The sequence below is a fragment of the Thermodesulfitimonas autotrophica genome, assembly GCF_003815015.1.
GTDB lineage: Bacteria > Bacillota > Desulfotomaculia > Desulfotomaculales > Ammonificaceae > Thermodesulfitimonas > Thermodesulfitimonas autotrophica.
The window spans coordinates 649202-664009 of sequence record NZ_RKRE01000002.1; the positions used below are offsets into that span (position 1 = coordinate 649202).

Consider the following 14808-nt stretch of genomic DNA (forward strand, 5'->3'; position numbering starts at 1 on the left):
TTTTTACTATAGCATACCGGCCCGGCGGGTGTCAACTAACGCGCGCTGGGTACAAAGGCGTACCGCAAAAACGCCGCCCGACCCAAAACGCGGCCGTTATTTCCCCGGTCCGCCAAAAAGATTAGGCCGCTGCGGCCACGGCCGCTACAAAACGGCAGCTGGCCCCTCCTTCGGCCTGCTCCGGCCGCGCAGCCAAGCCGCCACCGTGCGCCAGTCGCCTTTCCCGGCCGCCGCTATCATTTCCACCAGTCCCATCGCGGACTGGACCCGCAAGCCAAACCGGTCCAGGAGCAAAAGTGCGGCGGCAAAGGCCGTGGGCGCGTTATTATCGTAAAAAGGCTTCCCGGCTAAGATACCCGTCAGGAGTACCGCGGCCTTCTCAAAGGGTGCCGGGTAGAGTTCCCTGCCTCCCACCGTGGCGCAAGGCCGCTCAAGAGCTCTCTGGAGAAGGGATAGCGCCCGCACGCCCTGCCGCCCGCCGATTTCTTTGGTAATCCGGTAGTGGAGGTAAAGCACCTCCTCAACCATCAGCGGTTTCATTTCTTGAGCTCCCGCAGCACTCCGGCGTACTCGTTGATAAATTCCTCAACCTGCTTGGCAAAATCGCCCGCTATCCCCGACCCGTCGGCTCCCGTAAAGGGCCGGAGGACGATTTCTCCGCGCTGCCGGTCGACGGAAACGGCAACCCGGCTGCCCTCGGTTAGTTCTAATTCCCGCAACATTTCCTGCGGCAGGGAAATCACCAGGCTATTACCGGCCCGGAAAACCTTTCGTACTTCCATATACCATCCTAACTACGTCGTAATTACTGTTAGTACAATTATAAATAGGCAGCTGGTGCCCTTTCAAGAAAAATTTGCTCCGTAAGTACTCGCTAATACGGTAGCGCCGGCATTTAGTTTTATGCTATACTATTATTTTGTTGAGGAAAAAATTGGTGCTTGCCAACACTATAGCGCTGGCGGCGTAACGTTTCCAAACGGTCAACACGGGCTACGCGGCACGCCTCTGCCGGAAATTTCTGACACAACTGCCGGCTCTTCCGCATAACCATTTTATTAACGGCGTCTCGGGGGCCCCGCGCCCACATGCACCAGGAGGGAGGTGCCGGGTGATGCTGCACAAACGCTTCTTCCTGCGGCCAGTTACACATTGCAAAGAGGGCTGCTGACGGCGGCCCGCAGACCGAGCAGGCTGGTTTACAGCACAAAGGGCAGCCGCTATAGCTGCCCTTTCCTATTCTCGTCGTCTGCATACGCCTTTCCCCATGATTTTGCGGCGTCCTTCTGTACCGGCAAGCCCCCCTCAGCGGGCCGGGATTCGCTTGAGTCCCCCCATGTACGGCCGGAGCACTTCCGGAACCACCACCGACCCGTCCTCCTCCTGGTAGTTCTCCAAGATCGCGGCCACCGTGCGGCCCACCGCCAGGCCGGAGCCGTTCAGCGTGTGGACGAACTCGGCCTTCGCCCTCGCGTGCGACCGGTAGCGGATATTCGCCCGGCGCGCCTGGTAATCTGTAAAATTCGAGCAGGAAGAGATCTCCCGGTACTCACCGAAGCTCGGCAGCCACACTTCGATATCGTATGTCTTCGCGGCGGAGAAGCCCAGGTCGCCGGTGCAGAGCACCACCACCCGGTAGGGCAGGCCGAGGCGCCGCAGCACCTCTTCGGCGTCCCGCAAAAGCTTCTCTAACTCCTCGTCCGATTGCTCCGGGCGGCAGAACTTCACGAGCTCCACCTTGTTGAACTGGTGCTGCCGGATAAGACCCCGGGTATCCCGGCCGGCTGCGCCCGCCTCCGCCCGGAAGCAGGCGCTGTAGGCCACGTATTTCAACGGTAAGAGGCTCCCGTCGAGGATCTCCTCCCGGTGGTAGTTCGTCACCGGAACCTCCGCTGTCGGAATTAGGTAGTAGTCTTCACCCTCGACCTTGAACATGTCCGTGGCAAACTTCGGCAGCTGCCCCGTCCCGGTCATGCTGGCGCTGTTAACCAAAAACGGCGGAAAAAGCTCGGTGTAGCCATGTTCGCGGGTGTGCAGATCAAGCATAAAGCTCACGAGCGCGCGCTCGAGCGCCGCTCCCGCACCCCGGTAAAAAGCGAAGCGCGCCCCCGAAACTTTAGCCGCCCGTTCGAAGTCGAGGATGCCGGTGCGTTCCCCGATTTCCCAGTGGGGACGGGGGGTGAAACTAAACCGGCGCGGCTCACCCCACTCATTCACCACCGGGTTTTCTGTTGCGTCCCGCCCGAAGGGAACCGAGGCGTGCGGGATGTTCGGGATGCTGAGAAGTAGCGCGCGAATCTCCTCTTCGTAACCGCGAACGACCCCTTCCAGCTCCTTTATCTGGTCACCTACGACCCGCATCTCCGCGACCAACGCCGCGGCATCCTGCCCCGCCTTCTTTAGCCGGCCGATCTCCTCCGAAACAGCATTCCGCCGGCTCTTGAGCTGCTCAACCGTCGCGAGCCTTTCGCGCCAGGCCGCATCCACTGCCAGTAGCCGCTCAAGCAATTCGTCACCGTAACCCCGTTTCTTTAACGCCTCCCGCACAATCTCGGGATTCCGCCGGACAAACTTCAGGTCGAGCATCTTTTCCTCCAAAAAATTTCTACAGGCTCACCATCTTTACGCCCATAATCCCGTCCACCTTGGCAATCTCCGTTAGGGTTTCCTCCGGCACCGGGCTGTCCACCGCCAGGAGCATGACCGCCGGACCACCGATCACTTTCCGGCCCACCTGCATCGCCGCGATATTAATATCCTGTGCCCCGATCAGATTACCTACGCGCCCGATAATGCGCGGCCGGTCCATGTGGGGGATAAAAAGCATGTGTCCTTCGAGCGGGGTATCTACCCGGTAGCCATCGATTGCCACCACGCGCGGTTCCTTGCCCCGCTGGAGGGTCCCCGCCACGGTCCGCTCCCCTTCGGGGGCGACCACCCGGACGGTGATGAGGCTGACGTAGTCCTCTTCTTCCCCCCGCCGGGTTTCGGTGACGCGAATGCCGCGCTTCTTGGCGACTTCGTTGGCGTTGACGAAGTTGACCGCTTCCTGCAAGGCGATGCTCAGCACCCCTTTGAGGACCGCCGTCGTGAGCAGGCTCACGTCGTACTGCGCTATTTCGCCGCTGAAGCTCACCTCGACCAAACCGATCCGGCCGCTAACTAACTGCGCCGCAAAACGGCCTAGTTTCTCTGCCAGCCCGATAAAGGGACCGATCTCCGCGAGCACCTCGGGCCGGACAAAGGGCACGTTTACGGCGTTGCGCACGAAGCCGCCCCGCAGCGCCACTAAGATTTCTTCGGCGATGACCTTCGCCACGCCTAACTGCGCCTCCACCGTGGAGGCGCCGAGGTGCGGGGTCACGACGACGTTGGGCAGGGAGAAGAGCGGGCTATCGGTGACCGGCTCCTGTTCAAAGACGTCCAGCGCCGCGCCGGCAACCTTTCCTTCCTTCAAAGCGGCATAAAGGGCCGCTTCGTCGACAATACCGCCGCGGGCGCAGTTGATAATCCGGACCCCCGGCTTCATCTTTTCAAAAGCCTCTTTGTTTAGGAGGTGGTAGTTCTCCTTGCTCAGCGGGGTATGGATGGTGATGAAGTCAGCCTGGCGCAAGAGGGCATCGAGAGAAACCATGCGCACGCCGAGTTCTTCTACCCGCTCCGCCGGGATGTAGGGGTCGTAAGCGATGACTTCCATCTCCATAGCCAGCGCCCGCTTCGCTACCTCCGAGCCGATACGGCCGATACCAATGACCCCGAGCACCTTGTGCCGGAGCTCCACGCCAACAAAAGACTTCTTATCCCAAACGCCTGCCTTCAGCCGGGCATTCGCCTCGGGAATGTTCCGGGCTAAAGCGAGCATCATCCCCATCGTATGCTCCGCTGCGGCGATAGTATTGCCGCCGGGGGCGTTAGCTACGATGATCCCGCGCGCTGTTGCCGCCCGCACGTCAATGTTATCGACCCCCACCCCGGCGCGACCGATGATCTTGAGTTTCGCCGCGCGCTCCAAGACCGCGGCGGTTACCTTAGTAGCGCTGCGGACGATTAGCGCGTCGTAATCGGGGATGACGGCCAGCAACTCTTCGGGAGAGAGCTTGGGCCGGATGTCAAGCTCTACATCTGGTGCGTTCTGTAAAACCGCAAGGCCCTCCGGGGCTACGCCGTCGGTAGCGAGCACCTTATACATCCTGCCCACCTCCCGCTAGGACAGCCTGCGCCGCCGCCACCCCTGCGCCTAGAGTCACCGGGTAGCCGAATTTTTGCAGCCCTATTTCAAGGACGCCCAGGGCCCCTAAGAGGTCCACCGCGTCGATGTAGCCCATGTGCGAAATACGGAAAATACGCCCCTTGAGCTGCGCCTGCCCGCCGGCCAGCAGCACCCCGTATTCCTTAAGAAGGAGCCGCCGGAGGTCGTCGGCGTTCATCCCTTCCGGCGCCCAGACGCCGGTTACCACCGGCGACGCGCACGCATCGGGTGCCAGGAGCTTTAGCCCCAGCGCCCGCACCGCCGCCCGGGTAGCCTGCGCGAAAATTCGGTGGCGCGCGTAAACATTCTCCAGACCCTCGTCCAGAATCATGTCCAGCGCGACGTCTAACCCCGCAAAAAGAGATACCGCCGGCGTGTAAGGGGTATTAAACTTCGTGAGGGACTTCTTCGCCGCCGGCAGGCTCAAATAGTAGCGCGGCGCGCGCCCTTCGTTTATCGCCTCCCAGGCCCGCGGGCTGACGCTTACCATCGCCAGGCCTGGCGGCACCATGAGTGCCTTCTGCGAAGCCGTTACCAGGATATCGACGCCCCAGGCGTCAGCCTCTATCTCGATACCCCCGAGGCTCGAAACCGCGTCCACCAAGAGGAGCGCTCCGTAGCGGCGCGTCAGCTCCCCAATCGCGCGGATGTCGTTGACCACGGTGGTTGAGGTCTCGTTGTGGGTGGCCAGCACCGCCTTGTATTTCTGGCTCTTGAGCCGCGCCTCAACCAGCGCCACGTCAACCGGATTGCCCCAACCGAACTCAAGCGCGTCCACGGCGGCACCGTAAATCTTGGCCAGCTCGGCAAATCTTTCGCCAAATTTTCCGGTTACGAGCGCCAGGACTCTATCCCCGGGATTTACAACGTTGGCCACCGCCGCTTCCATACCGCCCGTCCCCGAACAGGTTAAAACGTAAACCTCGTTCTGCGTCCCGAAAACCTTGCGCAGCTTCTCCTCGAGACGCCGATAGAGGTCCGCAAACTCCTGCGTCCGGTGCCCGATCAACGGCCGGGCCATCGCTTCCGCTACCTGCGGCGGCACGGGTGTAGGACCTGGAATGAAGAGCCGCATCTTCTTTGCCATCTCTTGGTTTTGCCCTCCAAAATAAATTATTAATAGTTAATAAGTTAATAGTTAATAAGGAAGCACAAGAAAAAGTGCTTACCTGTCCGCAGGGATCGCCAGCCCGGCTACTTCGTTGACGAAGTAGCGGTGCAGGCGCAGGTCATCGGTCAACTCCGGATGAAACGAAGCCGCTAAAAGTCTACCTTGCCGAACCAGGATAACCTTTTCCGCTAAACATGCCAGGACCTCGACTCCCGGGCCGACGCGAGTAATATAGGGCGCCCTGATGAAAACACCGCGAAACGGGGGCGGGCCCAGAACTGAAACCGTCAAATCAACCTCGAAGCTGTCCACCTGACGCCCGAAGGCGTTCCGCCGTACCGTCACATCCATCACGCCCAAGCGGGGCTGAGCCGAACCCTCGATCTCCCGGGCCAGCAAGACCATACCCGCACAGGTTCCGAAGACCGGCAATCCCGCAGCAACGCGCGCCAAGAGTGGCGCCATCAGGCCGAAGACGTTTAACAGGCGACCGATGGTGGTGCTCTCGCCGCCCGGAATGATCAGAGCGTCAATCGCTGCCAGATCCTCCGCCTTTAAAACAAGGGGGGCGCTAACCCCAAGCCGCTCCAACGCCCATTTATGCTCCCGAAAGGCGCCCTGTAGCGCCAGCACTCCCACCCGTGGGGACGAAGATTCTGTCTCCATGGATACCCGACCTTTCCCCGTTCAGTGTTTCTTATTCCTTAAAATTATTTAAAAACTGCGTTGCTGCGGCGGAAATTCACCAGCCGCGGTCCTGCATCCGCTCGTGGGGCTGGATGGTTGAGATCTCAATCCCGGGCATCGCCTCGCCTAAATCCTTGGAAACCTCGGCGAGCACCTGCGGGTCGTTATAGTAAGTCGTTGCCGCCACGATCGCCCGCGCCCGTTTCACGGGGTCTTTGGACTTAAAGATACCCGACCCGACGAAGATGCCATCCGCACCGAGCTGCATCATCAAAGCAGCATCCGCAGGTGTGGCGATACCGCCCGCCGCGAAATTCACTACCGGCAAACGTCCCGTTTCCGCGACCTCCTGCACCAGTTCGTAAGGCGCGCCCATCTCCTTGGCTGCGCGCACTAACTCATCCCGGCGCATCCCCTGCAAACGCCTTATCTCCCCCATGACGAGCCGCATGTGCCGGACCGCTTCCACCACGTTGCCCGTACCTGGCTCGCCCTTTGTCCTAATCATCGCTGCCCCCTCGGCGATCCGCCGGAGAGCCTCTCCTAAATTCCGTGCCCCGCAAACGAAGGGGACTTTGAAAGCGTGTTTATCGATGTGGTACTGGTCATCGGCAGGTGTCAATACTTCACTTTCGTCTATGTAGTCCACGCCGAGTGCCTCCAGGATCTGCGCCTCAACGAAATGACCGATGCGCACCTTAGCCATGACGGGAATGGTTACCGCGTCCATGATCCGCAGGATAACCGTGGGGTCCGCCATTCTGGCTACCCCCCCTGCCGCCCGGATATCGGCCGGCACACGTTCCAGCGCCATTACCGCGCAGGCACCCGCCTCTTCGGCGATTTTTGCCTGCTCCGGCGTGGTGACATCCATAATTACGCCGCCTTTGAGCATTTCCGCCAGGCCCTTTTTGACCGTCCAGGTTCCTTTCTCCACTGCCGCTCCCCCCATCTTCCCCTGACAAACAAGAATACCCTGCCCGACCGGTGGCCGGTTACAGGGTAATTTTATAACTTTTATTCGTCAAAAAGCAATAGGCCCCTCTTAAGGAATGAATCGCCGCGGGCCTACCTCACAATTGTTACGGGCACCGGAGACAGCTGAACAACCTTGTAGGCGACGTTACCTAGGACGAGGCTGATCATTCCAAAGCCCCGGGCACCGATGACAATCTGGTTAAAACCCCCCTCTTGGGCGCACTTGATGATTTCCTCTGCCGGCTCCCCTTCGCGGATCATAGTCTCAGGCGTGACGCCCTGCGCGCGCAAGAGCGCTGCCGTTTCCTCAATTACCCGCGCGGCCTCTTCCCGGAAAAGCGCGGTAAACTCTTTCTGAAGCGCTTCCGGTTGCTCTTTGACCCGCCAGTAAAAATGGCGTCCCGCAAAACTCCGCGGCACGGTAATAACCGTAAGGACAGTAATGGTAGCCCCGGGTATCATCCGCGCGAGCGCAGCGGCAAAGGCAGCCGCTTTACGCGCCGTTTCGGAACCATCTGTGGGACAGAGGATCTTGTAGGCCATTTTCTTCCCCCCAAAATTTTGGGCCGGCAGATTCCGCCACACTCTGAAAGTGGCTGCGCGGCCGCAAAGCAACAGCGCTTACGCCTCGTCTACCACTCGCGCCAGGGTAGCAACATTATCGTCGGGAGCCAACCGCATTACCAGAACACCGCGCGCGGTGCGGCCGAGCACTGGGATTTCCCGTACTTTAAGGCGGATCACGATACCGGCGGCGCTAACGATCATCACCTCATCGCCTTCGCCGACCGCTTCGATGTCCGCCACCCGGCCGCTCACCGCGGAGACTTTAGCCGCGATAATGCCCGTCCCGCCGCGCGACTGGCACCGGAACTCCGTCAGCGGCGTCCGTTTGCCGTAGCCCTTCTCCGTAACCAGCAGTAATTCTCTTCCCCCAGTAACGGCTACCATACCGGCCACCTCATCCCCTTCGCGCAGGCGCATTCCCCGGACGCCGTGCGCGCTGCGCCCCATCGGGCGCACAGCCGTTTCTAAAAACCTAATCGCCATCCCTTGGCGCGTTACCAGGAGAATCTCACTGCGACCGTCGGTTTCGGCAGCCGCAACAAGCTCGTCCCCCGCGTCGAGGTCGATGGCTATGATTCCGTCCCGGCGCACTGCTGCGAAGGCCTCGAGGGTTATCTTCTTAACGACACCTTTTCTGGTGACCAGGAAGACGAACCGGTCCGGAGCGAACTTCTTCACCGGTACGACGGCAGTCACACGTTCCTCGGGACCGATGCGGAGGAGATTGACTAGGGCAGTTCCCCGCGCCTGCCGCCCGGCCTCCGGAATTTCGTAAACCTTGAGGCGGTAAGCCTTGCCTCTGTTCGTAAAGAAAAGAAAGTAATCGTGGGTCCCGGCGACAAATAGGTGGCGGACAAAATCCTCCTGCCGGGGCTCCACTCCCGTGACGCCCTTGCCGCCCCGGTGCTGGCTCCGGTAAGCCGCCTCGCTCCGCCGTTTGATGTATCCCTGGTGGGTAAGCGTTACCACCACCTGCTCGTCAGGAATCAAATCCTCCGGCCGGTAGATGACTTTCGCGTCCGCTATTTCGGTGCGCCGAGGGTCGCTAAAGCGCTCTTTTACCGCTATCAGCTCGTCGCGGATGATACCGTAAATCTTGGCTTCGTCCGCCAGGACCTCTTCGAGGTAGGCGATCTTTTTTTCCAATTCTCTGAGCTCCTCGAGAAGCTTCTCCCGCTCCAGGCCGGTGAGGCGCTGCAGCCGCATGTCGAGGATGGCCTGCGCCTGCCGCTCCGTTAGATTGAAGCGTTCCATGAGTCCCCTGCGAGCCGTATCGGTGTCGGGAGCCGCCTTGATGAGCGCAACCACCGCGTCGATGTTGGCCAGGGCAATGTTAAGCCCTTCTACGATCTCCAGCCTGTCGCGCGCTTCCCGGAGCTCGAAGCGGCAACGTCTGGTGACCACTTCGCGCTGGTGCGCGAGATAGTGGCGTAAAACCTCCTTCAGCGGTAATATTTCCGGCTGACCGTTGACTAGGGCGAGCATAATCACCCCGAAGGTATCCTCGAGCTGGGTGTGTTTATACAACCGGTTCAGCACGACGTGCGGGTCAATGTCGCGCCGCAGCTCGATAACAATCCGCATACCCCGCCGGTCCGATTCATCCCGCAGGTCGGTAATGCCGTCGATCCGCCGCTCCCGGACAAGTTCCGCAATCTTCTCGAGCAGACGCGCCTTGTTCACCTGGAAGGGGATCTCGGTGATGATGATCACCTGCTTGCCGCCCTGACGCTCGATCGTCGCGCGACCGCGCACCACGATGCTTCCCCGCCCCGTGGCGTAGGCCGCCCGGATACCTTCGCGCCCCAGGATGATCCCCCCGGTTGGAAAGTCCGGCCCGGGGATTATCTGCAGTAATTCCTCAAGGCTGATCTCCGGATTGGCGATAAGCGCTAGAACCCCGTCGATTACCTCGCCGATATTGTGTGGCGGGATGTTGGTCGCCATACCGACAGCGATCCCTGCTGACCCGTTAATGAGGAGGTTCGGGACCCGCGCGGGGAGAACGACCGGCTCTTGGGTGGTGCCGTCGTAGTTAGGCACAAAATCGACGGTCTCCTTCCCTATGTCCCGGAGCATCTCGACGGCCAGGCGCGAGAGCCGCGCCTCTGTGTACCGCATCGCCGCCGGGGCATCCCCATCCACGGACCCGAAGTTTCCCTGGCCGTCCACCAGAGGATAACGGCAGGCGAAATCCTGCGCGAGGCGCACCAAGGCGTCATACACGGCCGCGTCCCCGTGCGGGTGGTAGCGTCGTAACACCTCACCTACGATGTAGGCCGACTTCCGGTGCGGCTTGTCCGGGGTCATACCGATGTCGTGCATCGCGTAAAGGATACGGCGGTGAACCGGCTTCAAGCCGTCGCGCACGTCCGGCAGCGCCCGGCCTACGATAACGCTCATCGCGTAGTCGAGGTAGGACTGACGCATCTCCTCGCCGATATCGATCGGAATTACCTTGCCCGGCAATAGACCGCGCTCCTTTCAGTTCTGACTGTGGTTATTACGCGTTAGAACAGTATGAACGGTAGTTACACATCCAGGTTACGGACGTAACGGGCGTACCGCTGGATGAATTCCCGCCGCGGCTCCACCTCGTCCCCCATCAGGGTGCTGAAGAGTTGGTCAGCCAGGACGGCGTCCTCGAGGCTTACCTGTAGAATGACCCGGTGCTCAGGGTTCATCGTTGTCTCCCAGAGTTGCTCCGGATTCATCTCACCGAGGCCCTTATAGCGCTGAATGGCAACCCCGGTCCGACCCATCTTTTCTATCAGACGTTCGAGCTCGGCATCATTATAAGCGTAAAGGACCTCCTTCCCCTTGCGTAAACGGTAAAGCGGGGGCTGCGCAATATAAACGTAACCGGCCTCGATCAGCGGGCGCATATACCGGTAAAAGAAGGTTAGGAGCAGCGTACGGATATGTGACCCGTCAACATCGGCATCGGTCATGATGATAAGCTTATGGTAGCGTGCCTTCGCAATATCGAAGTCGTCGCCGATGCCGGTGCCGATGGCGGTAATCAGGGCCCTGATCTCTTCGTTCCCGAGGATCTTATCAAAACGTGCTTTTTCCACGTTGATAATCTTGCCGCGAAGGGGCAGAATAGCCTGAAAGCGCCTATCGCGGCCCTGTTTAGCGGAGCCGCCTGCCGAGTCGCCCTCCACGATGTAAAGCTCAGCGGCTGCCGGGTCGCGCTCTGAGCAGTCAGCGAGCTTCCCGGGCAGCGTGGTATTTTCCAGCAGGCTTTTGCGCCGGGTGAGTTCCCTCGCCTTCCGCGCCGCCTCGCGGGCCCGTGCTGCGGCAAGCGCCTTCTCGATAAGGCGCCGGGCAAGAGCGGGGTTTTCCTCGAAAAAAGTGCTGAGCCCCTCGGCAACCACGGCGTCGGTAATGCTCCGGACCTCGGTGTTACCAAGTTTGGTCTTCGTCTGTCCTTCGAACTCCGGTTCGGGCACCTTTACGCTGATCACGGCGGTAAGACCCTCGCGGATATCTTCGCCGGCCAGGGTCTGGCCGTTTTTCAGCAGTCCGAACTTACGTGCGTAGTCGTTCACTACCCTGGTGAGGGCCGCCTTGAAGCCGGCCTCGTGCGTGCCCCCGTCCACCGTCCTAATGGTGTTTGCGTAGGAGAAGATATTTTCGTGGTATCCGTCGTGGTACTGCAGGGCCGCCTCTACCCATACCCCGGTCTGCTGCCGGCCAACATAGATCGGCTCCGGGTTGATGACTTCCCGGCTGCGGTTAAGATACCGAACGAAGTCTCTAATCCCGCCGTGGTGAAAAAACTCCTGCTCTGAACCGTCGCGCTCGTCCCGCAGGATTATGCGCACCTCGGGCGTGAGAAAAGAAAGCTCCCGCAAACGCTGGGCAAGAGTCTCCTGACTGAAGACTGTTTCCTCAAAAATGGAGGGATCAGGTTTAAAGTGGATGGTGGTTCCGGTGGTATCCGTGGTCCCGGTTACCGTCAACTCGGTGACGGGAACGCCCCGTTCAAAGCGCTGGTACCATACCTTTCCTTCCCGGTGCACGCGCACTTCAAGCCAATCGGAAAGCGCGTTGACCACAGAGACACCTACGCCGTGGAGGCCACCCGAAACCTTGTAGCCGCCCCCGCCAAACTTACCGCCGGCGTGAAGCATTGTCAGAACAACCTCTACCGCCGGGCGGCCGACCTGGGGGTGGATGTCGACTGGTATCCCCCGGCCGTTGTCGCTGACAATGATCGTGTTCTCGGCCGTGATCGTTACCCTTATCTCGGTGCAGAAACCAGCTAATGCCTCATCTATACTGTTATCGACCACCTCATAGACGAGGTGGTGCAGCCCGCGGGGCCCCGTGCTGCCGATGTACATACCCGGACGCCGCCGGACGGCCTCGAGACCCTCCAGAACCTGTATCTGTGCCGCGCTGTAAGCGAGTTGTTCCCTCTCTTGAGACAACATCCTGTCTCCTTTCTGGAAGATACGTTTCGCCGGGGTATTTATCCCCTACATTATAGCACGGGGAGCGAAGCCCAAAGCAGCTCTGTGGGCCGAGCGCCCTTGCTTAGTCCTCGGGCAGGACGCTTTCGGCACGCCGCTTTAACGCCTGGCAGGAAATTCCGGTAACGTAGATGCGCTCCGTGGTGATCACTATCGAGCGTTCCTTTCCCTGCTCGGTCAAGACAATAAGCCTTCCGTCGCTGCGCATAGACCGCAGAAAGCTCCGGGTAGCTGAAGAAGCAGCGGTATCGTAGGCCAAGACTGCCACCAGGTCGTTTTTCGGAATCACGGTGTCGTTGCCGATGTGTAGTAGCATCTTTAAAAACTCCTCCCCTGGTTACTTTATAACCGCCGCAGCGGTTCTTTAAACGCCGGCGTCGCCCTCCGCGGTGATGGTGCCGTTCTCCACCCGGAAGAAGGCCGCCTCTTTGAGCGCCGGCTTGCAGGTGGTGGTGATAAACGTCTGGCGCCCTTCGGTCGCCGCGAGGAGTGCGAGCCGTCGCTTGCCGTCAAGCTCAGAGAAAACATCATCGAGAAGGTAGATCACACCCTCGCCCCGTTGCTTTTCGAGTAGCTCCGCTTCCGCTATCTTGAGCGCGAGAACGGCCGCGCGCTGTTCCCCACGGGAACCATGACTCCGCAGCTGTTTACCCTCGACCAGGAGGATGAAGTCATCGCGGGCCGGTCCCACGAGCGTCTGCCCGTGTCTTAACTCGTCCGTGCGCAGGGCCGCTAGTGCTGATAGAACTTGCTCTTTGGTCGCCGCTTCGTCCTCTCTGAGGGGCACCGTGCTAGCATACCGAATAGCTAACCTTTTGCCCGTCAAAGGCCGAAAAACTTTGGCGGCTCCCGGCGTCAGTAAGGCTAAGCCTTTCAGGCGAAGATGATAGAGGCTACTCGCCGCAGCCGCCAGGGCCTCCGTCCAAACTGCGAGATCAGTCGGGGGTTCTACCGCGCCCCGGCAAGTCCTGAGAAGCGTGTTGCGCTGTTCAAGAGCCCGTTGGTAAGCACGCAAAGCACCGCGGTAACCGGGAATAAGGGTGCTAAAAAGCCGGTCGAAAAAGCGACGCCGCTCCGCAGGAGAACCCGTCACCACGAGTAGATCCTCGGGGGTGAAGAGTACTATACCCCCTCTACCGGGGAAAGCCTCGCGCGCGGTCTCCCTGCCGTTTAGGGTTAACCGTTTCCCTGCCGCGGTAATTTCTACGCCGGTCTCCACGTCGAGCTCTCTAACTGTGAGCACCGCGTGGAGCAGTGCCCTATCCCCCGCCGGGCCGATTGCCTCCTCCTCCCGCAGCGTACGGCAGGAGCTGCCGCTCAGGCAAAAGTGCAGCGCTTCAAGGAGATTCGTCTTACCCGCCCCGTTATCGCCGTAAATGATATTTCTCCCGGGTCCTGCTTCCAGGCCCGCCGCGGCGTAATTCCGAAAGTTTACAAGTCGGATCTCTTTAACCCGCACGCACCATTCGCCCGTGTAGATTTTAGACCAACCGGAGCGGTAGGACAAGACCCAGGTAGCCCGGCGCCTCAGACACCCGGACCAGCGCCGGGCCGATCTTGCCGCTAAAGGCAATCTCAACTGCGCTCCCTGTAGTGGCACGGAGGGCTTCGAGCAGATAGCCCGCATTGAAGGCAATTTCCAGGTCATCCCCGGTTGCCTCAAGCGGAAGCGTTTCCCTCATTCCCCCGTACTCCGACTGCGCTTCGACGGTTACCGTTCCCCCAGTAACTTTGATAATGACTGTGGGCGTCTCTCCCGCAGCCAGCACTTGCGCCCTTTCGAGCGCACTCACCAGCTGCGACAATGACCCTTTTACTACCGTGATGGGCGGTCCTTGCGGCACAGCGCCACGCCATTCAGGAAAGCGCCCTTCAATTAGCCGGGTTACTACTTCAATCGAGTCCACTCTAAAGCAGGCTTGGTTCGCACCTATAGAGACGGTGAGCCCTCCCCCCGTCTGACTGAGCACGCGCTCAACCTCACGCAACGCCTTAGCTGGAATCACGCTCGCCACTGCGTTCTGCGACTTCGCGGCCGTCATCTCGTAAACCGCCAGCCGGTGTCCGTCTGTTGCCGCAAGGGTGAGCGTCCCATCAACAATCTGCACCTGAACACCCGTGAAGATCGGGCGGAGCTCGTCCTTCCCGGCCGCGTAAAGAACGGCCCGTAGTGCGTCGCGGAAATCTGTCCCGAGCTCCAGTACTTCCTCAGCGGTCGCTTCACTACCTAAAAGGGGGAATTCATCTGGTAAAAACGCTGCCAGCTGCACCTCGCCGCCCTCATAAGTAAGGATGGCGTTCGGGCCCGCGGCTTCGAGCTCCATTTCGGTGTCGGTGATCCGCCGCACAATCTCTGCTAACTGGCGGGCAGGAATAACCGCTTCGCCTTCACGGTATACCTCCCGGGCGGGAGTAGAGCAGCGGATCATGAGTTCGAGATCGCTGCCGGTTATCTCTACCTGACCATTTACGGCCCGAAGAAGAAGGGCCGTAGTTACGGGGAGCGGGCTGCGTGAGGGGACCGCGCGGATGGCTGTGTTGATGGCGGTGAGAAAATTTTCTTTAGTTATCCTAAAATGCAAAGGTTGCACCCCCTGGCTTGCGGTGATTCGGCGTGGTAGCTCTTTTCAAGTTGCTCCTCATGAAGCTTGTTAGTTTTTAATACTTAATAGTCATACATAATAGCGACTGTTGATATGTTGATACCACCTCCGGTGCGCCGGGCGAAGGAGTCT

At 59.9% G+C, this 14808-nt stretch carries 13 protein-coding genes; all 13 read right to left on the reverse strand.

The window, feature by feature from the left end; all coding sequences use genetic code 11:
- Positions 1-144: 144 nt before the first annotated feature.
- The 13 genes from EDD75_RS07040 to dnaN all read right to left on the reverse strand — a co-directional run bounded on the left by EDD75_RS07040 (position 145) and on the right by dnaN (position 14655).
- A complete protein-coding gene (locus tag EDD75_RS07040; protein ID WP_123930056.1) occupies positions 145-540 on the reverse strand; it encodes a Fic family protein in 396 nt (131 codons plus the stop codon).
- The gene (locus tag EDD75_RS07045; RefSeq protein WP_123930059.1) at positions 537-782 is read right to left on the reverse strand and encodes an AbrB/MazE/SpoVT family DNA-binding domain-containing protein; all 246 of its coding nucleotides are present in this window, start codon (positions 780-782) and stop codon (positions 537-539) included. Before EDD75_RS07045 ends, EDD75_RS07040 begins: the two co-directional genes overlap by 4 nt.
- Positions 783-1305: 523 nt before the next feature.
- Positions 1306-2586, reverse strand: a complete 1281-nt coding sequence (gene serS, locus EDD75_RS07050) for a serine--tRNA ligase (RefSeq protein WP_123930061.1) — start codon at positions 2584-2586, stop codon at positions 1306-1308.
- Between the two features lie 19 nt (positions 2587-2605).
- A complete protein-coding gene (serA, locus tag EDD75_RS07055) occupies positions 2606-4189 on the reverse strand; it encodes a phosphoglycerate dehydrogenase (protein ID WP_123930064.1) in 1584 nt (527 codons plus the stop codon).
- Positions 4182-5336, reverse strand: coding sequence for a pyridoxal-phosphate-dependent aminotransferase family protein (locus tag EDD75_RS07060; protein ID WP_123930068.1), 1155 nt, complete (start codon positions 5334-5336; stop codon positions 4182-4184). The genes serA and EDD75_RS07060 overlap by 8 nt, the downstream gene beginning before the upstream one ends.
- 78 nt (positions 5337-5414) lie before the next feature.
- Positions 5415-5993, reverse strand: coding sequence for a pyridoxal 5'-phosphate synthase glutaminase subunit PdxT (gene pdxT, locus EDD75_RS07065; protein WP_281277480.1), 579 nt, complete (start codon positions 5991-5993; stop codon positions 5415-5417).
- 109 nt (positions 5994-6102) lie between these two features.
- Positions 6103-6984 carry a pyridoxal 5'-phosphate synthase lyase subunit PdxS gene (gene pdxS / locus EDD75_RS07070; RefSeq protein ID WP_425451656.1) on the reverse strand — a complete coding sequence of 294 codons (882 nt, stop codon included), beginning with the start codon at positions 6982-6984 and terminating at the stop codon, positions 6103-6105.
- A gap of 131 nt (positions 6985-7115) precedes the next feature.
- Positions 7116-7568, reverse strand: a complete 453-nt coding sequence (locus EDD75_RS07075) for a universal stress protein (protein WP_123930077.1) — start codon at positions 7566-7568, stop codon at positions 7116-7118.
- Between the two features lie 78 nt (positions 7569-7646).
- Positions 7647-10061, reverse strand: coding sequence for a DNA gyrase subunit A (gene gyrA, locus EDD75_RS07080; protein ID WP_123930080.1), 2415 nt, complete (start codon positions 10059-10061; stop codon positions 7647-7649).
- A gap of 62 nt (positions 10062-10123) precedes the next feature.
- Positions 10124-12034: a DNA topoisomerase (ATP-hydrolyzing) subunit B gene (gene gyrB / locus EDD75_RS07085; RefSeq protein WP_211328122.1), complete on the reverse strand. Its 1911-nt coding sequence runs from the start codon at positions 12032-12034 to the stop codon at positions 10124-10126.
- A 103-nt stretch (positions 12035-12137) separates the two neighbouring features.
- Positions 12138-12389: an extracellular matrix regulator RemB gene (gene remB, locus EDD75_RS07090; RefSeq protein WP_123930086.1), complete on the reverse strand. Its 252-nt coding sequence runs from the start codon at positions 12387-12389 to the stop codon at positions 12138-12140.
- Between the two features lie 48 nt (positions 12390-12437).
- Positions 12438-13532 (reverse strand): DNA replication/repair protein RecF, encoded by a 1095-nt coding sequence (gene recF, locus EDD75_RS07095; RefSeq protein ID WP_170157751.1) that lies wholly within the window; start codon positions 13530-13532, stop codon positions 12438-12440.
- 22 nt (positions 13533-13554) lie between these two features.
- Positions 13555-14655 (reverse strand): DNA polymerase III subunit beta, encoded by a 1101-nt coding sequence (dnaN, locus tag EDD75_RS07100; protein WP_170157752.1) that lies wholly within the window; start codon positions 14653-14655, stop codon positions 13555-13557.
- Positions 14656-14808: the final 153 nt, after the last annotated feature.